We start from the raw sequence: 26,067 nt of genomic DNA on the forward strand, positions 1-26,067 counted from the left end.
AGCAGACCTGATTCTGGGGCCGCTTCGCTGCCCAACGGGGATAAATCCCCTCACCACAAATCAGCCTTCGACGGCAGGAATATGCCCAAACATCTCCTGAACAAACTCAACCCGCTCCTGAACTGTCTCAACAACCCCGCGCGCCTTCAGCGCTTCCAGCCGCGCTTCAACCGCATGGGTGCGCAGCGTCAGGCCGCAATCGTTGGCAATCTGGATATTCAAACCAGGCCGGGCATTGAGCTCAAGAATCAGCGGGCCCTTTTCCTGGTCGAGCACCATGTCGACACCGATGTAGCCCAAGCCGCACAGCTCATAACAGCCGGCAGCGAGTTTCATGAAACCGTCCCAGTAGGGCAGTTGCACGCCGTCCACCGCATTGGTGGTGTCCGGGTGTTTGGTGATGATGTTGTTCAGCCACGTGCCGCGCAAAGTCTGCCCGGTCGCGAGGTCGACGCCGACGCCGATGGCGCCCTGGTGCAGGTTGGCCTTGCCGCCGGACTGGCGCGTCGGCAAGCGCAACATCGCCATCACCGGATAGCCCATCAACACAATGATGCGAATGTCCGGCACGCCTTCGTAGCTGATGCTTTTGAAGATCTGGTCCGGAATCACGCGGTATTCGATCAGCGCACGGTCGCGGTGACCGCCCAGGGAATACAGGCCGGTGAGGATGCTGGAGACATGGTGCTCGATTTCCTCATGGCTGATGATCTTGCCGGACACCGTGCGATAACGGCCCTCGAAACGGTCGGCCACCACAATGATGCCGTCGCCGCCCGCGCCCTGGGCCGGCTTGATCACGAAGTCGGTGCGCCCGCCGATGATCTTGTCGAGGTTATCGATTTCCTTCTCGGTGGAGATCACGCCATACAGTTCCGGCACATGAATGCCGGCGGCGATTGCGCGCTCCTTGGTGATGATCTTGTCATCGACGATCGGGTACAGGCTGCGCTTGTTGTACTTGAGCACGTAGTCCGCGTTACGCCGATTGATCCCCATGATGCCCCGGGCTTCCAGGGCCTTCCAGGTCTTCCAGAAGCCGAACATCAGGCGTCAGCCTTTTTCAGGAAAGCCTTGAAACGCACCAGTTCGGTCAGGCGGTAACCGCGATAACGACCCATCGCCAGCATGAAGCCCACCAGGATCAGCAGGATCGCCGGGAAGGTGAACACGAAGTACACCAGCTCCGGCACGCTCATGATCAGGTGCGCCAGGGCGGCGGCGAACAGCGTACCGATTGCCACTTTCATCGCATGCCCGGAACCGCGTTCTTCCCAGGTAATCGACAGGCGTTCGATGGTCATGGTCAGAATCACCATCGGGAACAGCGCCACGGACAGCCCGCGTTCCAGGCCGAGTTTATGGCTGAACAGGCTGATCGCCGCGATCAGCACCACCACGAACGTCAGCACCACCGACAGCCTCGGCAGCATCTGCAACTTCAAGTGTTCAAGGTAGGAGCGCAGCGACAGCCCCAGCGCCGTGATGACCGTAAACAGCACGATGCCGAAGCCGAGCTGGGTTTCGCGGAAGGCGAGGGCGATCAGCACCGGGGTAAAGGTGCCAAGGGTCTGCAAGCCGATCAGGTTGCGCAGGATCAGGATCACCAGCACGCCGATCGGGATCATCACCATGATCATGAAGGTCTGCTGGGTTTGCAGCGGCAGACCGTACAGCGAGTATTCGAGAAAGTTGGCGTCGGTGTTTTCGTCGGTCAGCTTGGCCAGGCGAATCGCGTTCATTTCACTGTTGTTCAGGCTGAACGTCACGTTGGCTTTCTTGCCGCCATCGACGGTGATCAGGTTTTCGTCGCCCGTCCACCACAGCAGGCGGTCGGTCGGCAGGCCTTGTTCGCCGGTTTCCGGGTTGAAGTACAGCCAGTCGGTGCCATTGAAACTGCGCAGCCAGAGTTCCGGTGTTTGCGGCTGGTCGGCCACCAGACGAATGGTGTGGACCTTTTCCACCGGCACGTGGGCGATGGACAGCACCAGCTCGACGATTTTCGCTTTGTGTCCAGGGGACGGATCGCCACCCAGCAACAGCTTCACGTTGTCGTCGTTGAGATTGTTGACACGCTTGATGGCTTCGCCGATGAAGGTTTCGACGTCGGCCGAGTGTTGGCGGATTGGCGCGAGCAGCGCTTCGGCGGCGACTTTTTCCGCGCCTTCGACGGCGATGCTGTCGCGGAAGGTCGGGCCTTTGACCTTGGATTTTTCGCCGGTGTAGCGCTTGGTCAGCACCAGGCGGTAATAAAGGGTCTGATTGCCCTTGGCCCGGCGCGCCGACCAGGTCACCTTGCGGTTGCCGTCGACGCGGTTCACGGCCACGCCGTAGTTATTGGAAATGAAACTCTCGTTGAGGCTGACGTAGTCGCGGCTCAGCGGCGGCACGAACATCTGGATCTTGACCGGGTCTTTGGCACTGGCGACGAACTCGACCTTGGCGTCGATGTTCCACAAGTCGTCGGTGGCGTCTTCGGTCACGGGAATGCCGAGCACGAAAATCTGATAGGCCGTAACTGAAATGCCCAGCACCACCAGGATGGCGATCAGGAATTTCAGGTGAAGGGTAAGAGAGCGCATTGGAATTACTCTGCGGTATGTGCGTCGGTGGCGCAGGCGGGTTTGCCAGCAGCGTATTTAAGACTGGGGTCGACCAGCGCGTCGAAGCGTTTCAGCGCTTCGGAGCCGATCAGCAGCGGATATTGGAAGGCACTTCGGTCAGTTAGGTTCACTTCTATGCTGCGTAAAGCCGATCCCATGCAGATATCCAGCTCGATCACCGGACGAGCGGTGTATTTCTTGCCTTCATCCGGGTCGTAGTCGCCAGCACGGCGCTTGATCTTGCTGACGCGGGCCAGTGGCCGTTCGATGGGGTGCGAATGCGCGGCGTCGATGGCCAGATAAAAGCGTACCCAGGACTCGCCATTGCGTTTGAAGCGTTTGATATCGCGGGCACTCAAGGACGCTGTTTTCGCCCCGGTGTCGAGTTTGGCGGCGACTTCCAGGTTGATGCCGTTCAGAGACGCGTACTCGTTGAGGCCGTACACGGTCTTTTGCCCCGCCGCGGCGAAACCGGGCAGGCAAAGAAGATAAAGGAAGGTGGGGAAGGGCTTGAGTCTCATAAATCCTGGTGCGCAGCGGTCCGTACTTCGATTCAAGGCCCTGGCATCGCTGCGCAAGCTCCCTCGTATGCCTATCAACTATTTTTGACAAGCCGTGCAGATGTCACAAACAAATGCGGGCGGCATTCTAGCACGGTGGGTTTATGGCGCCACCGCTGGCAGGCGGCTATAAACAGAGGGGCTGCTTCCTTGTGGTGCAGTCGGTTATTAGACGATTGTCGACAATACCTATTTATCCTTTGACTGTTGCGCCTGTTTTCGCTAGTTTTTGCGGCATTGGCTTTCAAGGTGTCGACAATATGCTGGATCAACTCGATCCCCCGGTGATAACGCAAGACGATTCGGAGACGCTGTCCGAAAACGTCTTCCGCCGTATTCAGGCGGCCATCGTCAAAGGCGAGATCGCCCCGGGCAGCAAGATCTCCGAGCCGGAACTGGCCCGTACCTATGGCATCAGCCGCGGGCCGTTGCGCGAGGCGATCCATCGTCTGGAAGGCCAGCGCCTGCTGGTCCGCGTGCCGCACGTCGGGGCGCGGGTGGTTTCGCTGAGCCATGCCGAGCTGCTGGAACTCTACGAGATTCGCGAATCGCTCGAAGGCATGGCTTGCCGCCTGGCGGCCGAGCGCATGACCGTCGAAGAAATCGACGAACTGCGCCGGGTCCTCGAAACCCACGAGCGCGATGAGGCGTTTCAGGCAGGCGTTGGCTATTACCAGCAGGAAGGCGACTTCGACTTCCATTACCGGATCATCCAGGGCAGCGGCAACCGCACCCTCACGCAAATGCTCTGCGGCGAGCTCTATCAGCTGGTGCGCATGTACCGCATCCAGTTTTCCACCACACCCAATCGCCCGCACCAGGCCTTTGCCGAGCACCACCGAATTCTCGACGCCATCGCCGACCGTGACGGTGAGCTAGCCGAGTTGTTGATGCGCCGCCACATCGGCGCCTCCAAACGCAATATCGCCCGTCACTATCAGGACGGCGCTAACCAGACAGCCACTGAACGAGGTGAGTCATGAGTTCCAACAAGAGCACTCCAGGCCAGCGTTTCCGCGATGCGGTCGCCAGCGAACATCCGCTGCAAGTGGTCGGCGCGATCAACGCCAACCACGCGTTGCTGGCCAAGCGCGCCGGTTTCAAGGCTATTTACCTGTCGGGTGGCGGGGTGGCTGCCGGCTCCCTCGGCGTGCCGGACTTGGGCATCACCGGTCTGGACGACGTGCTGACTGACGTGCGTCGCATCACCGACGTGTGCGACCTGCCGCTGCTGGTGGACGTGGACACCGGTTTCGGTTCCTCGGCGTTCAACGTCGCGCGCACCGTCAAGTCGATGATCAAGTTCGGCGCGGCGGCGATTCATATCGAAGACCAGGTCGGCGCCAAGCGCTGCGGTCACCGTCCTAATAAAGAGATCGTGTCGCTGCAGGAAATGGTCGACCGGATCAAGGCGGCTGTTGATGCGCGCACCGACGACAGCTTCGTGATCATGGCCCGCACCGATGCGTTGGCGGTGGAAGGTCTGGAATCTGCTCTGGATCGTGCCGCGGCGTGCATCGAGGCCGGCGCCGACATGATCTTCCCGGAAGCCATCACCGAACTGGACATGTACAAACTGTTCGCCAACCGCGTGAAAGCGCCGATCCTGGCCAACATCACCGAATTCGGCGCGACCCCGCTGTATACCACCGAGCAACTCGCCGCTGCCGACGTGTCGCTGGTGCTGTACCCGCTGTCGGCTTTCCGTGCCATGAACAAGGCCGCGGAAAACGTCTACACCGCGATCCGCCGCGACGGCACGCAACAGAACGTCATCGACACTATGCAAACCCGCATGGAGCTCTACGATCGCATCGACTACCACACCTTCGAGCAGAAGCTCGATGCGTTGTTCGCGGCGAAGAAGTAAGTCGAATAACTCCCTAATAAATTCAAGATTGGAGACAGCAATGGCCGAAGCAAAAGTACTCAGTGGCGCCGGGCTCCGTGGCCAGGTTGCCGGGCAAACCGCTCTGTCAACCGTGGGCCAGTCGGGCGCAGGCCTGACCTATCGTGGCTACGACGTTCGCGAACTGGCGGCTGACGCACAGTTCGAAGAAGTGGCTTACCTGCTGCTTTACGGCGAACTGCCAACCAAAGCGCAGCTCGCCGCTTACATCAGCAAACTGGGCAAGCTGCGCGACCTGCCGCAAGCGCTCAAAGAAGTGCTGGAACGCATCCCCGCCGACGCCCACCCGATGGACGTGATGCGCACCGGTTGCTCGTTCCTGGGCAACATCGAACCGGAGAAAGACTTCTCCGAACAACACGACGTGACCGACCGTCTGCTGGCCGCGTTCCCGGCGATCATGTGCTACTGGTATCGCTTCAGCCACGACGGCAAACGCATCAGCTGCGTGAGCGACGAACAGTCCATTGGCGGCCACTTCCTGCACTTGCTGCACGACAAGAAGCCGAGCGAGTTGCACGTCAAGGTGATGAACGTTTCGCTGATTCTCTACGCGGAACACGAGTTCAACGCCTCGACGTTCACCGCACGGGTATGCGCTTCGACGTTGTCGGACATGTATTCCTGCGTCACTGCCGCCATCGGTTCGCTGCGTGGTCCGTTGCATGGCGGCGCCAACGAAGCGGCGATGGAAATGATCGAGCGCTTCTCGTCGCCTCAAGAGGCCGTCGAGGGCACCCTTGGTATGCTGGCGCGCAAGGACAAGATCATGGGCTTCGGTCACGCGATCTATAAGGACAACGATCCGCGCAATGAGGTGATCAAGGGCTGGTCGAAAAAACTCGCTGAAGAAGTGGGCGACACCGTGCTGTTCCCGGTTTCCGAAGCCATCGACGCCACCATGTGGGAGCAGAAAAAACTGTTCCCGAACGCCGACTTCTACCATGCGTCGACGTACCACTTCATGGGCATCCCGACCAAATTGTTCACACCGATCTTCGTCTGCTCGCGCCTGACTGGCTGGGCAGCGCACGTGTTCGAGCAACGTGCCAACAACCGCATCATCCGCCCAAGCGCCGAGTACGTCGGCGTCGAACAGCGCAAGTTCGTGCCAATCGAACAACGCTGAATGGTGAAGGCCTGACACAGGGATTTGAACGTTACGCAAATCCCTGTGGGAGCGGGCTTGCCCGCGATGACGGAGTCACATTCGACATAAATGTCGCCTGACCCACCGCAATCGCGGGCAAGCCCGCTCCCACAGGGGTTGTGTTGAATTCAAACCGAATGCCAGGCCCCACCTTTTGCAATTACCGTGACCGAGTCCTGACGATGAACACTGAATTCCGCAAACCGCTGCCCGGCAGCCATCTGGATTACTTCGACGTCCGCGCGGCTGTCGAAGCCATCCAGCTCGGCGCCTATGACACCCTGCCGTACACCTCCCGCGTGCTGGCGGAAAACCTGGTGCGTCGCTGCGACCCGGCCACGCTCACCGAATCCCTGAAGCAATTCATCGAGCGCAAACGCGACCTCGACTTCCCGTGGTTCCCGGCCCGCGTGGTCTGCCACGACATCCTCGGCCAGACCGCGCTGGTCGACCTCGCCGGCCTGCGTGACGCCATCGCCCTGCAAGGTGGCGACCCGGCGCAAGTAAACCCGGTGGTGCCGACGCAATTGATCGTCGACCACTCCCTGGCCGTCGAGCGCGGTGGCTTCGATCCGGAGGCGTTCGAGAAGAACCGCGCCATCGAAGACCGTCGCAACGAAGACCGTTTCCACTTCATCAACTGGACCAAAAAGGCCTTCAAGAACGTTGATGTGATTCCACCGGGCAACGGGATCATGCACCAGATCAACCTGGAGAAAATGTCTCCGGTAATCCAGGTGCGTGACGGCGTGGCGTTCCCCGACACGTGCGTCGGCACCGACAGCCACACCCCGCACGTCGATGCGCTGGGCGTGATCGCCATCGGTGTCGGTGGCCTGGAAGCCGAGAGCGTGATGCTCGGCCGCGCTTCCTGGATGCGCCTGCCGGAAAGCGTCGGCGTTGAACTGACCGGCAAGCTGCAACCGGGCATCACCGCCACCGACATGGTGCTGGCGCTGACCGAGTTCCTGCGTCAGCAAAAAGTCGTCGGCGCATGGCTGGAGTTCTTCGGTGAAGGCGCCGCGGCGCTGACCCTCGGCGACCGCGCGACCATCTCCAACATGGCCCCGGAATACGGCGCCACGGCGGCGATGTTCTACATCGACCAGCAAACCATCGACTACCTCAAACTCACCGGCCGTGAAGACGAGCAAGTGCAGTTGGTCGAGAACTACGCCAAGACCACCGGCCTCTGGGCTGACAGCTTGAAGCAGGCGCAATACGAGCGCGGCTTGACCTTCAATCTGTCATCGGTGGTGCGCAACATGGCCGGCCCGAGCAACCCGCACGCCCGTGTCGCGGTGTCGGACCTCGCCGCCAAAGGCATCTCCGGTCAGTGGGACGACGTACCCGGCCAGATGCCGGACGGCGCGGTGATCATCGCCGCCATCACCAGCTGCACCAACACCAGCAACCCGCGCAACGTGATCGCCGCCGGCCTGCTGGCGCGCAACGCGAACAAACTCGGGCTGACCCGCAAGCCGTGGGTCAAATCTTCCCTGGCGCCGGGCTCGAAAACCGTGGCGCTGTACCTCGACGAAGCAGGCCTGACCGACGAACTGGAGCAACTGGGTTTTGGTGTTGTGGCCTTCGCCTGCACCACCTGCAACGGCATGTCCGGCGCGCTCGACCCGGTGATCCAGCAAGAGATCATCGACCGCGACCTGTACGCCACCGCCGTGCTCTCCGGTAACCGCAACTTCGACGGCCGGATTCATCCGTACGCCAAGAACGCGTTCCTGGCTTCGCCGCCATTGGTCGTCGCTTACGCCATCGCCGGGACCATCCGTTTCGACATCGAAAAAGACGTGTTGGGCCTGGACGCAGACGGCAAGGAAATCCGCCTGAAAGACATCTGGCCGAGCGACGAAGAAATCGACGCAGTGGTCAAAGCATCGGTCAAGCCGGAGCAGTTCCGTCAGGTCTACATTCCGATGTTCGCCATCCACGAAGACACTGGCCCGAAAGTCACGCCGCTGTACGACTGGCGCGAGATGAGCACCTACATCCGCCGTCCGCCGTACTGGGAAGGCGCACTGGCCGGTGCCCGTCCGCTCAAGGGCATGCGCCCGTTGGCGGTGCTGCCGGACAACATCACCACCGATCACCTGTCGCCATCGAACGCGATCATGCTCGACAGCGCCGCCGGCGAATACCTGGCGAAAATGGGCCTGCCGGAAGAGGACTTCAACTCCTACGCGACCCACCGCGGTGACCACCTGACCGCGCAGCGCGCCACCTTCGCCAACCCGAAACTGTTCAACGAAATGGTCCAGGAAAACGGCAAGGTCAAGCAGGGTTCGCTGGCCCGCGTCGAGCCGGAAGGCCAGGTCATGCGCATGTGGGAAGCCATCGAAACCTACATGGAGCGCAAGCAGCCGCTGATCATCATTGCCGGCGCCGACTACGGTCAGGGGTCGTCCCGCGACTGGGCGGCCAAGGGCGTACGCCTGGCCGGTGTGGAAGCGATTGCCGCCGAAGGTTTCGAACGCATCCACCGCACCAACCTGGTGGGCATGGGCGTGTTGCCGCTGGAGTTCAAACCGGGCACCGACCGTCACACATTGGGCATCGATGGCAGTGAAACCTACGACGTCATCGGTGAGCGCACACCGCGCGCCGACCTGACGCTGGTGATCAACCGCAAGAACGGCGAACGCGTCGAAGTGCCGGTGACTTGCCGCCTCGATACCGCCGAAGAAGTGTCGATCTACGAGGCTGGCGGCGTGTTGCAGCGCTTCGCGCAGGACTTCCTGGAATCGGCCGTCGCCGTCTAAATCACGACGTGCGGACACGGGATGTTGAGTCCCGTGTCCGCTTTGAAGGAGCACCATGGCTCACGCACCTCAGATCAAAATCCCCGCCACCTACATGCGCGGCGGCACCAGCAAAGGCTTGTTCTTCAGCCTGAAAGACCTGCCCGAAGCGGCACAGATTCCCGGCCCGGCACGCGATGCCTTGTTGCTGCGCGTGATTGGCAGCCCCGACCCGTACGACAAGCAAATCGACGGCATGGGCGGTGCAACCTCCAGCACCAGCAAAACCGTGATCCTGTCGAAAAGCACCAAGGCCGATCACGACGTCGATTACCTGTTCGGTCAGGTCTCGATCGACAAGCCTTTCGTCGACTGGAGCGGTAATTGCGGCAACCTTTCTGCAGCGGTCGGTTCGTTCGCCATCAGCAACGGCCTGGTAGACGCCAGTCGCATTCCGCACAACGGCGTTGCCGTGGTGCGCGTATGGCAAGCCAACATCGGCAAGACCATCATCGCCCACGTGCCGATCACCAATGGTGAAGTGCAGGAAACCGGTGATTTCGAACTCGACGGCGTGACCTTTCCCGCCGCCGAAGTGCAGGTCGAATTCATGGACCCGGCGGCGGAAGAAGAGGGCGGCGGTGGTTCGATGTTCCCCACCGGCAACCTGGTGGATGACCTGGAAGTGCCCGGCGTTGGCACCTTCAAGGCGACCATGATCAACGCTGGAATCCCAACGATTTTCGTCAACGCCGAAGACATCGGTTACACCGGCACCGAGTTGCAGGGAGCGATCAATGGCGATCCGAAAGCGTTGCTGATGTTCGAGACCATCCGTGCTTATGGCGCGCTGCGCATGGGCTTGATCAAGGACCTGGACGAAGCGGCCAAGCGTCAGCACACGCCAAAGGTGGCCTTCGTGGCCAAGCCGGCGGACTACGTGGCGTCCAGCGGCAAGGCGATTAAGGCAAGTGATGTCGACCTGCTGGTGCGCGCACTGTCGATGGGCAAACTGCATCACGCGATGATGGGCACGGCGGCGGTTGCCATTGGTACGGCGGCAGCGATTTCCGGCACCTTGGTCAACCTGGCAGCAGGCGGTATCGAACGCAACGCCGTGCGCTTCGGCCATCCGTCCGGCACGTTGCGCGTCGGTGCCGAGGCCAGTCAGGTGAACGGCGAATGGACCGTGAACAAAGCCATCATGAGCCGCAGTGCGCGGGTGTTGATGGAAGGCTTCGTGCGCGTGCCGGGTGATTCGTTCTGACGCAAATCCAGAAATAAACACTAAACCCTGTGGGAGCGAGCCTGCTCGCGATGAGGCCATAACATTCAACATCCTTGTTGCCAGTCATACCGCCATCGCGAGCAGGCTCACTCCCACAGTGGATCGCATTTCAATAATAAGAATGTTGTCACCGACTGAGATTTAACTGAACCGAGGTCCCATCAACGAAGCACTAACCGAGTGAATCGAACATGAGCACCAACGTCGACCTGAACAACCGCCCCGACTACGACACCGTCCTGCAGGACATCGCCGATTACGTCCTCAACTTCAAAATCGAATCCAAAGAAGCGCTGGACACCGCCCGCAACTGCCTGATCGACACCCTCGGCTGCGGCCTGCTGGCCTTGCGTTTCCCCGAATGCACCAAACACCTCGGCCCGATCGTCGAAGGCACCGTCGTCCCGTTCGGCGCGCGGGTTCCCGGCACCCGTTTCCGGCTCGATCCGGTCAAGGCGGCGTGGGACATCGGCTGCATCGTGCGCTGGCTCGACTACAACGACACCTGGCTCGCGGCCGAGTGGGGCCACCCGTCCGATAACCTCGGCGGGATTCTCGCGGTGGCCGACCACGTGTCACAAAAGCGCCTGGCCAATGGCGATGAGCCGCTGACCATCCGCGCGGTGCTCGAAGCCATGATCATGGCCCACGAGATTCAAGGCGTGATCGCCCTGGAAAACTCCTTCAATCGTGTAGGGCTCGATCACGTCATCCTGGTGAAAGTCGCCTCGACCGCCGTCACCGCCAAACTCATGGGCGCCAATCGCGCGCAACTGCTGTCAGCGTTGTCCCACGCCTTTGCCGACGGGCAAGCGCTGCGCACCTATCGGCATGCGCCGAATGCCGGGTCGCGCAAATCCTGGGCGGCGGGCGATGCGTCCAGCCGGGGCGTGCGCCTGGCGGACATCGCGATGCGCGGCGAGATGGGTATTCCCGGCGTGCTGACGGCCAAGCAGTGGGGTTTTTACGACGTGTTGTTCAGCCACACCAACAACGATCTGGCGCTCAAGCCGGACGACAAGCGCGCGTTCAGTCTCTCCCGCAGCTACGGCACCTACGTGATGGAAAACGTGCTGTTCAAAATCAGTTTTCCCGCTGAATTCCACGCACAAACCGCCTGTGAAGCGGCAGTGACCCTGCATCCACAGGTTAGAAATCGTCTGCATGAAATCGACAAGATCGTCATCACCACCCACGAATCGGCGATCCGCATCATTTCCAAGGTTGGCCCGTTGGCCAATGCCGCGGACCGCGATCACTGCATTCAGTACATGACCGCCGTGCCGCTGGCGTTTGGCAACCTGGTCGCCGAGCAATACGAAGATGACTTCCATGCGGCGCATCCGATCATCGACGTGCTGCGGGAAAAAATGGTCATCGTTGAAGAGCCGCGATTCACCCGCGAATATCTGGAAGCTGACAAGCGTTCCATCGCCAACGCGATCCAGGTGTTTTTCAAGGACGGTTCAAACACCGAGAACGTGGTGGTCGAGTACCCGATCGGTCATCGGCGTCGCCGTGCTGACGGGATTCCGTTGCTGGAGGATAAGTTCAGGGCGAACCTGGCGACACGCTTCACCGCGCAGCGCAGTGATGAGATTTTCGAGTTGTGCAAGGATCAGGCAGCGCTTGAAGCGATGCCTGTTAATCGGTTTGTGGATTTGTTTGTTATCTAGAGGACCGCGTTATCGTTCAATCGCTAGCAGGCTAGCTCCCACAGTTGATTTGTGTTCACCGCAGATCAACTGTGGGAGCTAGCCTGCTGGCGATGAGGCCATGACAGGCAATGGAGAATTACTTGAACCGCCGCTCAACACCTTTTTCGACGAGGATCTTCGCGGAAATTTCTTCAACGGAAAAATGCGTGGAGTTGATGTTGGGAATGTTCTCCCGACGGAACAGGTTTTCCACCTCGCGCACTTCGAACTCGCACTGGGCGTAGCTCGAATAGCGGCTGTTGGGCTTGCGCTCGTTGCGGATGGCGGTGAGACGGTCCGGGTCGATGGTCAGGCCGAACAGCTTGTGCTGGTGAGCACGCAGGGCGTTCGGCAAGGTCAGGCGTTCCATGTCGTCTTCGGTCAGCGGGTAGTTGGCCGCGCGGATGCCGAATTGCATGGCCATGTACAGGCACGTCGGCGTCTTACCACAACGCGACACGCCCACTAGGATCAGGTCGGCCTTGTCGTAATAATGCGTGCGGGCGCCGTCGTCGTTGTCGAGGGCGAAGTTCACCGCCTCGATGCGTTCCATGTAATTGGAGTTACCACCAATGGAATGGGACTTGCCGACGGTGTAGGAGGAATGCTCGGTCAGTTCCTGTTCAAGCGGCGCCAGGAAGGTCGAGAAAATGTCGATCATGAAACCATTGGACGTTGCGAGGATCTCACGGATGTCCTGATTGACGATGGTGTCAAAGATAATCGGCCGGAAGCCGTCGGTTTCGGCGGCTTTGTTGATTTGTTGTACCATGGCCCGCGCTTTATCCACGTTATCGATGTACGGACGCGTGAATTTGCTGAAGGTAATGTTTTCGAACTGCGCCAGGAGGCTTTGACCGAGGGTTTCGGCGGTAATACCCGTGCCATCGGAGATAAAGAAAGCAGATCGTTTCATTTGCACCTTGGGCCTTAAGCTAGTGAAGATTTCTGGATATGATAGGCGCGATTTGCCGGCCGCCAGTGGCCCGCATTCTCACTTATTTTCCAGGTCCAGGCCATACAGCCGGTAAACGCTCCCCCGAGCCGCCGGCTTCTGAGCTTTTCCAACACAGTTAGTGGAGAGATCACCTTGGTAGAGTACGTAGTTTCCCTCGATAAGCTCGGCGTCCATGATGTAGAGCACGTAGGGGGCAAGAACGCATCCCTGGGCGAGATGATCAGTAACCTCGCAGGCGCCGGTGTATCGGTGCCCGGTGGCTTCGCCACGACAGCTCAGGCTTATCGTGATTTTCTGGAACTGAGCGGCCTGAACGATCAGATCCACGCCGCCCTCGACGCTCTCGACGTCGACGATGTCAACGCCCTGGCCAAGACTGGCGCCCAGATCCGTCAATGGATCATGGAAGCCGAATTCCCCGAGAAGCTCAACGCCGAGATCCGCACTGCGTTCGCCACGCTGTCGGCCGGCAACCCTGACATGGCCGTGGCCGTGCGCTCTTCCGCTACCGCCGAAGACCTGCCGGACGCTTCCTTCGCCGGTCAGCAAGAAACTTTCCTGAACATCCGTGGTGTCGAAAACGTCATTCGCGCCGCCAAAGAGGTGTTCGCCTCCCTGTTCAACGACCGCGCGATTTCCTACCGCGTCCACCAGGGCTTCGACCACAAGCTGGTGGCCCTGTCGGCTGGTGTGCAGCGCATGGTCCGCTCCGAAACCGGCACTGCCGGCGTGATGTTCACCCTCGATACCGAATCGGGCTTCCGTGACGTGGTGTTTATCACCGGCGCCTACGGCCTGGGTGAAACCGTCGTACAAGGCGCGGTGAACCCGGATGAGTTCTACGTCCACAAAGGAACGCTGGAAGCCGGTCGTCCGGCCATCTTGCGTCGCAACCTGGGCAGCAAGGCCATCAAGATGATCTACGGCGAAGTCGCCACGGCCGGTAAATCGGTCAAGACCATCGACGTGGACAAGGCTGATCGCGCCCGTTTCTGCCTGACCGACGCTGAAGTCAGCGAACTGGCCAAGCAAGCGATGATCATCGAGAAGCACTACAAGTGCCCGATGGACATCGAATGGGCCAAAGACGGTGACGACGGCAAGCTCTACATCGTTCAGGCCCGCCCTGAAACCGTGAAGAGCCGTACCTCGGCCAACGTCATGGAACGCTACCTGTTGAAAGAAACCGGCACCGTGCTGGTTGAAGGTCGCGCCATCGGCCAGCGCATCGGCGCCGGCAAGGTCCGCATCATCAAGGACGTGTCCGAGATGGACAAGGTCCAGCCAGGCGACGTACTGGTCTCCGACATGACCGACCCGGACTGGGAACCGGTCATGAAGCGCGCCAGTGCCATCGTCACCAACCGTGGCGGTCGTACCTGCCACGCGGCGATCATCGCTCGCGAACTGGGCATCCCGGCCGTGGTCGGTTGCGGCAACGCCACCCAGCTGTTGAAAGACGGCCAGGGCGTGACCGTGTCCTGCGCTGAAGGCGACACCGGTTACATCTTCGAAGGCGAACTGGGCTTCGACATCAAGAAAAACTCCGTGGACGCCATGCCTGATCTGCCGTTCAAGATCATGATGAACGTCGGCAACCCGGACCGCGCCTTCGACTTCGCGCAACTGCCGAACGCCGGTGTGGGCCTGGCCCGTCTGGAGTTCATCATCAACCGCATGATCGGTGTTCACCCCAAAGCGCTGTTGAACTACGACGGCCTGCCGCAGGACATCAAGGACAGCGTCGACAAGCGCATCGCCGGTTACGACGATCCGGTCGGCTTCTACGTCGATAAACTGGTCGAAGGCATCAGCACCCTGGCCGCTGCGTTCACCCCGAAAAAGGTCATCGTGCGTCTGTCGGACTTCAAGTCCAACGAATACGCGAACCTGATCGGCGGCAAGCTCTACGAGCCGGAAGAAGAAAACCCGATGCTGGGCTTCCGCGGTGCTTCGCGTTACATCAGCGAAGCGTTCCGTGACTGCTTCGAACTCGAGTGCCGCGCCCTCAAGCGCGTGCGCAACGAGATGGGCCTGACCAACGTTGAAATCATGGTGCCGTTCGTCCGTACCTTGGGCGAAGCGAGCCAGGTGATCGATCTGTTGGCGGAAAATGGCCTGGCCCGCGGCGAGAACGGTCTGCGCATCATCATGATGTGCGAACTGCCGTCCAACGCGATCCTCGCTGAAGAATTCCTCGAGTTCTTCGATGGCTTCTCCATCGGCTCCAACGACCTGACTCAGCTGACGCTGGGCCTGGACCGTGACTCCGGGATCATCGCTCACCTGTTCGACGAGCGTAATCCGGCGGTCAAGAAGCTGCTGGCCAACGCCATTGCCGCATGCAACAAGGCCGGCAAATACATCGGCATTTGCGGTCAGGGCCCTTCGGACCACCCTGATCTGGCCAAATGGCTGATGGAGCAGGGCATCGAAAGCGTTTCGCTGAACCCCGATTCCGTACTGGAAACCTGGTTCTTCCTGGCTGAAGGTCAGGCTTCGGCTTGATGGTGTGAGTGAAGCCCCGGCAGCTTTAGTGGCCGGGGCTTTAAGATTCAAGTAGGGCGGGCTCCTCTGGATGCCGCCCTTTTTTGTGCAAGAGCATTATGCAAAGCAGCAGCAACCTATTTCCTGTCGCCCTGATCAGCGCCGAGCGGCGCGGTGATCTGAGCGAAGATGTCTATCGTTTGAAACCCGGCAACAGCCCTGACGGCACCGTCGAACTGGCTGTGACGCGTCTTGGCATGGCCGATGAACCGTCCGTGCGTGGCGTGCCGGTGATTCTGTTGCACGGCAGCTTTTCCAATCGCCGGTTCTGGTTCTCGCCGAAAGGGCTGGGGCTGGGCGCCTACCTGGCGCGTCTGGGCTTCGATGTCTGGATTGCGGAGATGCGTGGCCACGGCCTGTCCCAGCGCAACCAGGACTACCGCAAGAACCGCGTCAGCGACTACGCCCGTTACGATCTGCCGGCCATTGGTGCGTTCGTGCGTGAGCAGAGCGGCCAGGTCCCGCACTGGATCGGTCACTCGCTGGGCGGCATCACGCTGGCGGCGGCACTGGGTGGGGAATACATCGGCGAGCCTGTCGTTGCGTCTGCGGCGTTCTTCGGCACGCAGGTCAGTCGCACCTACTGGCCGTTGAAGATTCCACCAGTGGAGTGGAGCGGGCGCTTCATTCTCAAGCGTTTCGCCCAGCTGTCCGGTTCACGGCTCAAGCGCGGCCCGGAGGACGAGCCGATTGGCCTGGCCCTGGAAAGCATGCGCTGGTATGGCCTGTTCGGACGCTTCGGCGATGCGGACAAGGATTGGTGGGCGGGATTGGCCGAGGTTCAGGTGCCGGTGCTGGCAGTGAGCGCCGCTGGCGATCATCAGGATCCGGCGTGGGCCTGTCGCAAGTTGTTCGATCAGGTGGGTTCCGAACACAAGCAATTCATCAACCTTGGCCGCGAGCAGGGCTTTGGCGATAATTTTGGTCACGTGGAAATGCTCGTCAGCAAAGCCGCTCAAGCCGAAGTCTGGCCGTTGGTGGCGCGTTGGCTGGCGGATCAGCAAACGCCTTTGCTGGGAGGAAAAGCCGGATTTGGCCTCGGCAGTCTGAGCCTGATGCTCTAACAAGGGCATTTCGCTCTGTTCGGCTTGAGGCTAAGATATGACGCATTGAGCTGTTCCGGTCACTTTGCGACACACTCGATTGTCTTCCTCTTTACAGGAGTTTCTCGATGAACCATTACCTCACGCCTGACCTGTGCGACGCCTATCCGGAGCTGGTGCAGGTGCTGGAACCGATGTTCAGCAACTTTGGCGGCCGTGACTCGTTCGGCGGCGAAATCGTGACCATCAAGTGCTTCGAAGACAACTCGCTGGTCAAGGAACAAGCCGAGCTCAAGGGCAATGGCAAGGTGTTGGTGGTCGATGGCGGCGGTTCCCTGCGTCGTGCGCTGCTGGGCGACATGATCGCCGAGAAAGCCGCGAAAAACGGTTGGGAAGGGCTGGTCATCTACGGTTGCATCCGTGACGTCGACGTCATCGCGCAAACCGACCTGGGGGTTCAAGCCCTGGCCAGCCACCCGATGAAGACCGACAAGCGCGGTCTCGGCGATCTCAACGTGGCGGTAACCTTTGCGGGCGTGACCTTCCATCCGGGCCATTACATCTACGCGGACAACAACGGGGTGATCATCTCGCCAAGCCCGCTGAAGATGCCTGAATAAAGCCGCGAATCAACAAAGGGGTGAGGATGTTCGAGGAAGACAACGCGCAGTGGGGGCTGGTGCATGCCCTGGTGCTGGATGGTAAAGGCGGTGCGCGTTCGATAGCCCGGACTGAACTTGACGACTTGCAGCTGCAGGCCCATGAAAGCCTGTGGCTGCACTGGGATCGCAGTCACCCGCAAACCCAGACCTGGCTGCGCAAATCCAGCGGTCTGAGTGAATTCAGCTGTGACCTGCTGCTTGAAGAGAACACCCGCCCGCGTCTATTGCCGCTGCCGGACTCTGAACTGCTGCTATTTCTGCGCGGGGTCAACCTGAACCCGGGTGCCGAGCCGGAAGACATGGTCTCGGTGCGGATCTTCGCTTCTGCGCAACGCGTCATTTCCCTGCGTTTGCGCCCATTGCGCGCCACCGATGAGTTGCTGGTGCAGCTGGCTGAAGGCAAAGGGCCGAAAACCGCCTCCGAACTCATCCTTTATATGGCTCAGTACCTCACCAACAAGGTGCAGGATCTGGTCAGTTGCCTCTCGGAAGTGGTCGATGAGGAAGAAGAAAAGCTGGATGCCGACGAACGGTATACGCCCGAGCATGGCGCCATTTTGCAGATCCGTCGAAGGGCTGCCGCACTGAAACGTTTCCTTGCGCCGCAGCGGGAAATTTTCGGGCAGCTGACGCGGATAAAACTGCCGTGGTTCGTCGAAGACGATGGTGATTACTGGAACGAATTGAACAACAGCCTGACCCGTTATCTCGAGGAGCTGGAATTGACCCGGGAGCGGGTGGGGCTGGTCCTCGAGGCCGAGGACAGGCGTTTGAGCGTGCGCATGAACCGCACGATGTACCGCTTCGGGATCATCACCGGGATCTTTTTGCCGATGAGTTTTCTGACCGGTCTGTTGGGCATCAACGTCGGTGGCATTCCGTTCTCGGCAAGCCCTTATGGCTTCCTGATCGCGTGCCTGATGATGGTCTCGGTGGCGCTCGGGCAGTGGTGGTTATTCCGCCGTTTGCGATGGGTGTGACGATGACTCATGTGACCCGGTCAAATTTGACCGCGTCTTTCACAGACATCACGAGAGGTGCGTATGCACGATCCGTTTGAACAGTCTTTGCGCGACATGCTGAACGCTTCGCCGTCCACCCGTGACGACGATGCGTGTCTTGGGCGTGTCCTGAAAACCGCCAACCGCCAGGTCGGCGCTGGCGATCTGTTCAGCCTGCTGGGCCGCTGGTTGCCCGCGCTGATGATTGCTCTCAATAACGGCTCGGCCCACGTCTCGCCGGTATCCCGCCACCGTAAACCTACCGTTCGCACCGCTGATAAGGCTGATTGAATATGGAACTTGATCTCTGGACTCAGAGCCTCGTCACTGCAATGACTGCGTTATGGACCAAGGTGGCAAATTTCATCCCGAACCTGTTCGGCGCACTGGTTGTGTTGCTGTTGGGTTTCGTCGTTGCGAAACTTTTGGACACTTTGCTGTCCAAGTTGCTCGCCAAGCTGGGCCTTGATCGCCTGATGGGCGGCACCGGTCTGACAAAATTACTGTCCCGGGCCGGCCTGCAAGTACCGATCTCGACCCTGATTGGCAAGATTGTCTACTGGTTCGTTCTGCTGATTTTTCTGGTTTCTGCCGCAGAATCCCTTGGACTTGAGCGAGTTTCGGCTACGCTGGACATGCTTGCGCTGTATTTGCCGAAAGTATTTGGCGCCGCGCTGGTGCTGCTGGTGGGTGTTTTGCTGGCGCAACTGGCCAATGGGCTGGTGCGTGGTGCAGCAGAAGGCGTAGGGCTGGATTACGCCGCGGGCCTGGGGCGAATTGCCCAGGGCCTGGTGATTATCATCAGTATTTCTGTCGCAATCAGCCAGTTGGAGGTCAAGACTGACCTGCTCAACCATGTGATTGTGATCGTATTGATTACCGTTGGTCTGGCGGTTGCGCTGGCCATGGGGTTGGGAAGCCGGGAAATTGCCGGTCAGATTCTTGCGGGAATCTATGTGCGTGAGTTGTATCAGGTTGGGCAACAAGTGCGTGTTGGCGAGGTCGAAGGTCAGATCGAAGAGATCGGCACGGTTAAAACCACATTGCTGACCGATGAGGGTGAGCTAGTCTCTCTCTCCAATCGGATCCTCCTGGAGCAGCATGTGAGTAGCCGCTAACCCGGCAAACCCTGCTAATGTATGCCGCCGCAAAGTGCCCTGTAAGGGCTGCGGCGGACATTGACCTGACTGTCGGCCCGACTTGTTTTGAATAAAGCTCAATCGCTCTCCACGCGCTACGACCCCCGCGAGCTCTCTGATGAGGAGTTGGTCGCGCGCTCGCATACCGAGCTGTTTCACGTAACACGCGCCTATGAAGAACTGATGCGGCGTTACCAACGAACATTATTTAACGTCTGCGCACGATATCTGGGGAACGATCGCGACGCAGACGATGTCTGTCAGGAAGTGATGTTGAAGGTGTTGTATGGCCTGAAGAACTTCGAGGGGAAATCGAAGTTCAAGACGTGGCTCTACAGCATCACGTACAACGAATGCATCACGCAGTATCGGAAAGAACGGCGAAAGCGTCGCTTGATGGACGCTTTGAGTCTGGACCCCCTTGAGGAAGCGTCTGAAGAAAAGTCGCCGAAACCCGAGGATAAGGGTGGACTTGATCGCTGGCTGGTGTATGTGAACCCGATTGACCGTGAAATTCTGGTGCTACGATTTGTCGCAGAGCTGGAGTTTCAGGAGATCGCAGACATCATGCATATGGGCTTGAGTGCAACAAAAATGCGGTACAAACGTGCTCTAGATAAATTGCGTGAGAAATTTGCAGGCATTGCTGAAACTTAGTTCGGCGCAAATATCTCTTACGTGTAGGCAAGTTCTGATAGACTTGCCGCCGAGTTGTCCCCCGGTTTGCGGGACTGCTTCACAATCACCAGATGGGGATTTAACGGATGAAACTGAAAAACACCTTGGGCTTGGCCATTGGTTCTTTGATTGCCGCCACTTCGTTCGGCGCTCTGGCACAAGGCCAAGGCGCAGTTGAAATCGAAGGCTTCGCTAAGAAAGAACAATTCGACAGCGCTCGTAACTTCAAGAACAACGGCAACCTGTTCGGCGGTTCCGTTGGTTACTTCCTGACCGACGACGTAGAACTGCGTCTGGGCTACGACGAAGTGCACAACGTTCGTTCCGACGACGGCAAGAACATCAAGGGCGCCAACACCGCTCTGGACGCTCTGTACCACTTCAACAACCCAGGTGACATGCTGCGTCCTTACGTCTCTGCCGGTTTCTCGGACCAGAGCATCGACCAGAATGGCAGCAACGGTCGTAACCGTTCTACCTTCGCCAACGTTGGCGGCGGTGCCAAGCTGTACTTCACCGAGAACTTCTACGCCCGTGCTGGCGTTGAAGCTCAGTACAACATCGACCAAGGCGACACCGAGTGGGCTCCAAGCGTCGGTATCGGTGTGAACTTCGGTGGCGGCTCCAAGCCTGCTGCTGCTCCAGTTCCAGCACCCGCTGAAGTCTGCTCCGACAGCGACAACGATGGCGTGTGCGACAACGTTGACAAGTGCCCGGACACCCCAGCCAACGTAACTGTTGACGCTGATGGCTGCCCAGCAGTTGCTGAAGTTGTTCGTGTTGAACTGGACGTGAAATTCGACTTCGACAAGTCGGTAGTCAAGCCTAACAGCTACGGCGACATCAAAAACCTCGCTGATTTCATGAAGCAGTACCCATCGACCAGCACCACTGTTGAAGGTCACACTGACTCCGTCGGTCCTGACGCTTACAACCAGAAACTGTCCGAGCGTCGTGCAAACGCCGTTAAGCAAGTTCTGACCAACCAGTACGGTGTTGAATCGTCCCGCGTTCAGTCTGTTGGCTACGGCGAATCCCGCCCAGTTGCTGACAACGCTACTAAAGCTGGCCAAGCTGTAAACCGTCGCGTAGAAGCGTCGGTAGAAGCTAACGCTAAGTAATTAGCGCGCAGCTCTGAGAAAAGCCCGGCTTAGGCCGGGCTTTTCTTTGTCTGCGATTTGGTGAGCGAGGGGGAATCAGTGACATTCAGGCTGATTGATCGGCCGTCATCGCGGGCAAACCGCGCTCCCACAGAGATGGAGTCGCAACGGCTGCTACCGTGCCGATCACCAGAATCGCCGGGCTTTTGAGTTCGAAGCTGTGGGCAGCTTCTTCCATGGCCGTCAGATCGCTCCGACATTCTCGTTGGTGCGGCAAAGAAGCGTTTTCAATCATCGCCACCGGCGTATCCGCCGCCATCCCCCCAGCCAGCAGTTGCTCGCGAATCTCGCTCAGCTTCGCCACGCCCATGTAAACCACCAGCGTCGTGCCACCCTGTGCCAGGGCCTGCCAGTTCAAGCTACTGCCATCCTGAGTGTGGGCGGTGACCAGCGTCACGCCACGGGCAACGCCTCTGAGGGTCAGCGGAATATCGCATTGCGTCGCACCCGCCAGCCCGGCAGTGATGCCGTTGACCAGTTCGACTTCAACCCCGCGCTCGCGCAACCACTGCGCTTCTTCGCCGCCACGACCGAAGATGCACGGATCGCCGCCCTTGAGCCGCACCACGCATTTACCCTGGCGGACATAACGCAGCATCAATCGATGAATAAAGGCTTGAGGCGTGGAGCGACAGCCGCCGCGTTTGCCCACGGGAATGATCCGCGCGCCGGGGCAATGCTCCAGCACTGCGTCATTGACCAGATCGTCGATCAACACCACATCCGCTTCACTCAACGCCCGAACCGCCTTGAGGGTCAATAATTCAGGGTCGCCGGGACCCGCACCCACCAGCCAGACTTTTGCGCTCATAGTGTTTTCCTCACGAGATGACGGCGATCGGCTGCGCAGTGGCAGCCAGCAGGCGCTTGATTTCCGGGACGCAGGAGCCACATTGCGTGCCGCAACCCAATTCTTGTTTCAAACCCTGCAAGTCCAGGCCACGGCTGATGCCGGCGCAGACCGCGCCTTGGCTGACGTTCTTGCAGTTGCACAGGATTTTTGTACTTGCTGTGGCAGTTCCAGCGTTGCCCGGTGGCGCGCTCAGCGGTGCCAGCAGCCAGCGCCGCAGTTGTTCGTCCGCGCGCCCCTCAAGCCAAAGGTTTTGCAGCCAGTGTTGGGCGAGGGTTTCGCCGGCCAGGCGAATCGCAGTGATCCGGCCGTTGTCGATCCGCACGCGTTTGCCGATGGCGCGGCGTGGGTCGTCATAGGCCAGCACCGGGCCATCGGTGAGCGCCAGGCATTGATCAATATCGCGCAGCAATTGCGGATCAGGCGCGATGGCGCTGGCAGCGCGTATCAGCAGCGCGGGGCGCTCGCGGCCGACAAGGCTGAGGCTGGCGTAGGAAAACGCCTCACAGAGCGGTCGTAGGGTCTCGAAATGCTGTTGAACATTGCCCTCTACCAGGGCGAATAGCTCCCAAGGCAGGTGCACAGGCTCGATTCGCACGCCGCTGTGTTTCAGTTCCGGTTGTTTCGACAGCGGATCGAAGGCGGGCAGAGTGAGGGTATTTACGCCGCCCTTGAGAAAGCGGTCACCGAAATGCATCGGCAGAAAGGCCTGGCCGGGCCGCATGTTGTCGTCGCTGGCGACCGGCACGATTACCGCGCCTCGCCGACTTTTCAGGCTGATCAGATCGCCGGGTTGCAAGCGATGCCGGCTCAGCTCATCCGGGTGCAGGCTCAACACGGCTTCGCTGACATGTCCGAACAGCTGCGCGGCGGTGCCGGTGCGACTCATGCCGTGCCATTGATCGCGCAAGCGACCGGTGATCAGCGTCAGCGGGAAGTGTGCGCCGCGTTGTTCCTTGGCGGCGCAATACGGATCAGCCACAAACTTCGCGCGCCCGCTGGCAGTCGGGAAAACACCGTCGAGGTACAGGCGCGCAGTGCCTGCGCTGGCGCCAGCAGGGAAAGGCCATTGTTGAGGGCCGAGGCGGTCGATCAGTTCATGGCTGATGCCGGACAAGTCCAGATCACGCCCGCGGGTCAGGTGTTTGTATTCGTCGAAGACCTGCGCCGGCGTTTCAAAGGCAAACAGGCTGTCTTGGCCGGGGCGAAGATGGTGTTCCAGGCGTTGTGCGAAATCCACGGTGATCGCCCAGTCGGCGCGCGCTTCACCCGGTGCGACGATGGCTCGGCGAACGTGGGAAATACGCCGTTCGGAGTTGGTCACGGTGCCGTCTTTTTCGCCCCAACTGGCGGCGGGCAGCAGCAGGTCGGCGAATGCCGCGGTTTCGGTGGTGCGAAAGGCTTCCTGCAACACCACGAATGGGCAGGCTTCCAGGGCAGCGCGCACAGCGGTCTGGTCCGGCAGCGATTGCGCGGGGTTGGTGCAGGCAATCCACAGGGCTTTGATTTTTCCACTTCGAACCTGCTCAAACAGCTCGATCGCGGTAAGTCCGGTGTTTTCCGGCAGTTGCTCAACGCCCCAATAAGCCGCCACTTCCGCGCGATGCTCTGAATTAGCCGCTTCGCGATGGCCTGGCAGCAGGTTCGACAGACTGCCGGTTTCCCGTCCGCCCATGGCATTTGGCTGACCGGTCAGGGAGAAAGGTCCTGCGCCGGGACGGCCTATTTGCCCGGTGGCCAAGTGCAGGTTGATCAGTGCGCTGTTTTTAGCGCTGCCGGCGGTGGACTGGTTCAGCCCCATGCACCACAGCGACAGAAACGTCTTGGAGGTGCCGACCCATTCGGCGCATTCCTGTAATTGCTCGACCTCGATCCCACACAGTTGCGACACCATTGACGGCGTGTAATCGCGCACCAGGTTTTTCAGTTCGGCCAAGCCTTCGGTGTGAGCCTGGATGAAGTCGCGGTCGATCCAGTCTTCCCACAGCAGCAGGTGCAGAATCCCATGGAACAACGCGACATCGGTCCCGGGAAGCATCGCCAGGTGCAGGTCAGCCAAATCGCAGGTGTCGGTACGACGGGGGTCAATGACGATGACTTTCATCTGCGGGCGGCGGGACCGGGCTTCTTCCAGGCGGCGAAACAGTACCGGGTGGGCGTAGGCCATGTTACTGCCGACGATCATCACGCAGTCGCTCACTTCCAGGTCTTCGTAGCTGCACGGTGGCGCATCGGCACCCAGGCTGCGCTTGTAGCCGACCACCGCAGACGACATGCACAGCCGCGAATTACTGTCGATGTTGTTGGTGCCCACCAGCGCCCGCGCCAGTTTGTTGAAGGCGTAGTAGTCCTCGGTCAGCAACTGCCCGGAGATGTAGAACGCGACGCTGTCCGGGCCGTGTTCGGTGATGGTTTGAGCGAAGACATTGGCCGCATGATCGAGGGCGGTGTCCCAATCGGTGCGGCTGCGTGCCAGGCCTTTGCCCAGGCGCAGTTCGGGATACAACGCTCGCGCCGTCAGGTCGCCGGTCAGGTGCAGGGTCGAACCCTTGCTGCACAATTTGCCGAAGTTGGCCGGGTGGCTCGGATCGCCGCTGACGCCGAGGATTTGCTCGCCGTCATGCTCGATCAGCACGCCGCAGCCGACCCCGCAGTAGCAGCAGGTGGAAGCGGTGATCTGGTTCATCAGCTTGCTTCCCGGCCTGAGTGTCCTGCGTCGCCGAGGGCCGGCCCCGGAAACGAAGAGCTGCCGAACATCAGGTGATCGCGGATCTCGTCGATGGCGTGATTCTCACGGATCTGCCGGAAGTACCAACCGCCATCTTCCGTATCGCCATACAGGCAAGCGCCGACCAGCACGTCATCCTTGATCACCAGTTTTTTGTAGATCCCGCTGATCGGGTCGGAGAGGGTGATGGTTTCGGTGCCTTCGCCGCCCATGAAGTCGCCGGCGGAAAACAGATCGATGCCGGTGACTTTCAGTTTGGTCGAGGTCACCGAGCCCTTGTAGGTGGCGAAGCCCAGTTGCGCGAGGTGGTTGGCGCAGACCTTGGCTTGCTCGAACAGCGGCGCGACCAGGCCGTAGGCGGTGCCACGGTGGCTGGCGCATTCGCCGATGGCATAGACCCGAGGGTCGTAGGTTTGCATCGTGTCATTGACCAGGATTCCGCGATGGCAAGGGATGCCGGATTTTTCTGCCAGTTCCGTGCTTGGGCGGATGCCGGCCGCCATGACCACCAGGTCGGCGGGGATAATGTCGCCGTTCTTGAATTCAACCGAGCCGACCCGGCCGTTACCGGCATCGTGCAGGGCCTGGGTCTGTTCGCTCAGGCGAAAATGCAGGCCACGGGCTTCCAGGGCGGTTTGCAGGAGTTGGCCACTGGTTTTGTCCAGTTGCCGTTCCAGCAGCCACTCGCCAATGTGCACCACCGTGACGTGCATGCCGCGCAACATCAGGCCGTTTGCAGCTTCCAGGCCGAGCAGGCCGCCACCGATCACCACGGCGTGCTTGTGGGTTTTCGCGGTGTTGATCATGGCTTGGGTGTCGGCAATGTCGCGGTAGCCGATCACGCCCTGCAAGGTGTTGCCGGGAATCGGCAGGATGAACGGGGTCGAGCCGGTGGCGATCAACAGGCGATCGTACTCGGCCTCGGTGCCGTCATCGGCGATCACGCGGCGTTTGATCCGGTCGATCTCCACCACTTTGCGGTTGAGCAGCAACTTGATGTGGTTGTCCAGGTACCAGTCGAGATCGTTGAGTACGATCTCTTCGAACGTCTGCTCGCCGGCCAGTACCGGCGACAGCAGGATACGGTTGTAGTTGGTATGGGGTTCGGCGCCGAAGACCGTGATGTCGTACAGCTCGTTACTCAGCTTGAGCAGTTCTTCCAGGGTGCGGACCCCGGCCATGCCGTTGCCGATCATCACCAGTTTTAATTTCTTCATCAGGTTCTCCGGGGAGCTCGGACCCGCCTCATCTGGGCTGTCAGGTCTTGCTCGACATATTTTGCGCAAACAAAAAAAGGCGTCCCGCTAGTTGCCTAGCGAGGACGCCTTTGTCCTGGTC

The 26,067-nt window shown here is 59.9% G+C and carries 19 protein-coding genes and 2 pseudogenes; 14 read left to right on the forward strand and 7 right to left on the reverse strand.

Features of this window, described 5'->3' with window-relative positions; genetic code table 11:
- Positions 1-60: 60 nt before the first annotated feature.
- The 3 genes from ACA060_RS09130 to rloA are packed head-to-tail and all read right to left on the reverse strand — an operon-like array spanning position 61 to position 3,124.
- Positions 61-1,047 (reverse strand): alpha-L-glutamate ligase-like protein, encoded by a 987-nt coding sequence (locus ACA060_RS09130; RefSeq protein ID WP_109628825.1) that lies wholly within the window; start codon positions 1,045-1,047, stop codon positions 61-63.
- On the reverse strand, positions 1,047-2,582 hold the full coding sequence (gene rloB, locus ACA060_RS09135) for an osmotic stress tolerance membrane protein RloB (protein WP_109628827.1): 1,536 nt from the start codon (positions 2,580-2,582) through the stop codon (positions 1,047-1,049). The genes ACA060_RS09130 and rloB overlap by 1 nt, the downstream gene beginning before the upstream one ends.
- A gap of 5 nt (positions 2,583-2,587) precedes the next feature.
- The gene (gene rloA / locus ACA060_RS09140; protein ID WP_497316738.1) at positions 2,588-3,124 is read right to left on the reverse strand and encodes a retropepsin-like aspartic peptidase RloA; all 537 of its coding nucleotides are present in this window, start codon (positions 3,122-3,124) and stop codon (positions 2,588-2,590) included.
- A gap of 302 nt (positions 3,125-3,426) precedes the next feature.
- Between rloA and ACA060_RS09145 the strand changes: the two genes are divergently transcribed.
- From ACA060_RS09145 to prpD, 6 genes are all read left to right on the forward strand, one after another.
- Complete coding sequence (locus tag ACA060_RS09145; protein ID WP_178082343.1) at positions 3,427-4,146, forward strand: GntR family transcriptional regulator; 720 nt, start codon at positions 3,427-3,429, stop codon at positions 4,144-4,146.
- Entirely contained in the window at positions 4,143-5,033 is an 891-nt protein-coding gene (gene prpB / locus ACA060_RS09150) for a methylisocitrate lyase (RefSeq protein ID WP_010456549.1), read from the forward strand. Before ACA060_RS09145 ends, prpB begins: the two co-directional genes overlap by 4 nt.
- Positions 5,034-5,073: 40 nt before the next feature.
- Positions 5,074-6,201 (forward strand): bifunctional 2-methylcitrate synthase/citrate synthase, encoded by a 1,128-nt coding sequence (gene prpC / locus ACA060_RS09155; RefSeq protein ID WP_109628833.1) that lies wholly within the window; start codon positions 5,074-5,076, stop codon positions 6,199-6,201.
- Between the two features lie 203 nt (positions 6,202-6,404).
- Positions 6,405-8,999 (forward strand): Fe/S-dependent 2-methylisocitrate dehydratase AcnD, encoded by a 2,595-nt coding sequence (gene acnD / locus ACA060_RS09160; RefSeq protein ID WP_497316741.1) that lies wholly within the window; start codon positions 6,405-6,407, stop codon positions 8,997-8,999.
- Between the two features lie 55 nt (positions 9,000-9,054).
- A complete protein-coding gene (gene prpF, locus ACA060_RS09165) occupies positions 9,055-10,245 on the forward strand; it encodes a 2-methylaconitate cis-trans isomerase PrpF (RefSeq protein WP_497316743.1) in 1,191 nt (396 codons plus the stop codon).
- Positions 10,246-10,457: 212 nt separating this feature from the next.
- Positions 10,458-11,942: a 2-methylcitrate dehydratase gene (prpD, locus tag ACA060_RS09170; protein ID WP_497316744.1), complete on the forward strand. Its 1,485-nt coding sequence runs from the start codon at positions 10,458-10,460 to the stop codon at positions 11,940-11,942.
- A 118-nt stretch (positions 11,943-12,060) separates the two neighbouring features.
- Here the strand turns inward: prpD and ppsR are convergent, their stop codons facing one another.
- On the reverse strand, positions 12,061-12,879 hold the full coding sequence (ppsR, locus tag ACA060_RS09175) for a posphoenolpyruvate synthetase regulatory kinase/phosphorylase PpsR (protein ID WP_084318745.1): 819 nt from the start codon (positions 12,877-12,879) through the stop codon (positions 12,061-12,063).
- 174 nt (positions 12,880-13,053) lie between these two features.
- Between ppsR and ppsA the strand changes: the two genes are divergently transcribed.
- The 8 genes and pseudogenes from ppsA to ACA060_RS09215 all read left to right on the forward strand — a co-directional run bounded on the left by ppsA (position 13,054) and on the right by ACA060_RS09215 (position 21,112).
- On the forward strand, positions 13,054-15,429 hold the full coding sequence (gene ppsA, locus ACA060_RS09180; RefSeq protein WP_109628842.1) for a phosphoenolpyruvate synthase: 2,376 nt from the start codon (positions 13,054-13,056) through the stop codon (positions 15,427-15,429).
- A gap of 98 nt (positions 15,430-15,527) precedes the next feature.
- A pseudogene (locus ACA060_RS09185) lies at positions 15,528-16,518 on the forward strand (alpha/beta fold hydrolase).
- 121 nt (positions 16,519-16,639) lie between these two features.
- On the forward strand, positions 16,640-17,131 hold the full coding sequence (gene rraA, locus ACA060_RS09190) for a ribonuclease E activity regulator RraA (protein ID WP_046816185.1): 492 nt from the start codon (positions 16,640-16,642) through the stop codon (positions 17,129-17,131).
- Positions 17,132-17,157: 26 nt separating this feature from the next.
- Positions 17,158-18,153, forward strand: a complete 996-nt coding sequence (cmaX, locus tag ACA060_RS09195) for a divalent cation transporter CmaX (RefSeq protein ID WP_497316747.1) — start codon at positions 17,158-17,160, stop codon at positions 18,151-18,153.
- 63 nt (positions 18,154-18,216) lie between these two features.
- The gene (locus ACA060_RS09200) at positions 18,217-18,465 is read left to right on the forward strand and encodes a hypothetical protein (RefSeq protein WP_007944521.1); all 249 of its coding nucleotides are present in this window, start codon (positions 18,217-18,219) and stop codon (positions 18,463-18,465) included.
- Between the two features lie 2 nt (positions 18,466-18,467).
- The gene (locus tag ACA060_RS09205) at positions 18,468-19,292 is read left to right on the forward strand and encodes a mechanosensitive ion channel family protein (RefSeq protein WP_008027407.1); all 825 of its coding nucleotides are present in this window, start codon (positions 18,468-18,470) and stop codon (positions 19,290-19,292) included.
- An 87-nt stretch (positions 19,293-19,379) separates the two neighbouring features.
- Positions 19,380-19,970, forward strand: a complete 591-nt coding sequence (gene sigX, locus ACA060_RS09210; protein WP_497316749.1) for an RNA polymerase sigma factor SigX — start codon at positions 19,380-19,382, stop codon at positions 19,968-19,970.
- Positions 19,971-20,077: 107 nt separating this feature from the next.
- Positions 20,078-21,112: an OmpA family protein gene (locus ACA060_RS09215; RefSeq protein ID WP_497316750.1), complete on the forward strand. Its 1,035-nt coding sequence runs from the start codon at positions 20,078-20,080 to the stop codon at positions 21,110-21,112.
- 85 nt (positions 21,113-21,197) lie between these two features.
- Here ACA060_RS09215 and cobA read toward each other — a convergent pair whose 3' ends face one another.
- From cobA to ACA060_RS09230, 3 genes and pseudogenes are all read right to left on the reverse strand, one after another.
- Positions 21,198-21,962, reverse strand: coding sequence for a uroporphyrinogen-III C-methyltransferase (cobA, locus tag ACA060_RS09220; protein WP_497316752.1), 765 nt, complete (start codon positions 21,960-21,962; stop codon positions 21,198-21,200).
- 10 nt (positions 21,963-21,972) lie between these two features.
- Positions 21,973-24,687, reverse strand: a complete 2,715-nt coding sequence (locus ACA060_RS09225) for a nitrate reductase (RefSeq protein ID WP_497316754.1) — start codon at positions 24,685-24,687, stop codon at positions 21,973-21,975.
- A gap of 2 nt (positions 24,688-24,689) precedes the next feature.
- Positions 24,690-25,946: pseudogene (locus ACA060_RS09230) on the reverse strand (NAD(P)/FAD-dependent oxidoreductase); the annotation flags it as partial.
- Positions 25,947-26,067: the final 121 nt, after the last annotated feature.

This window comes from Pseudomonas sp. LBUM1671 (assembly GCF_059695685.1).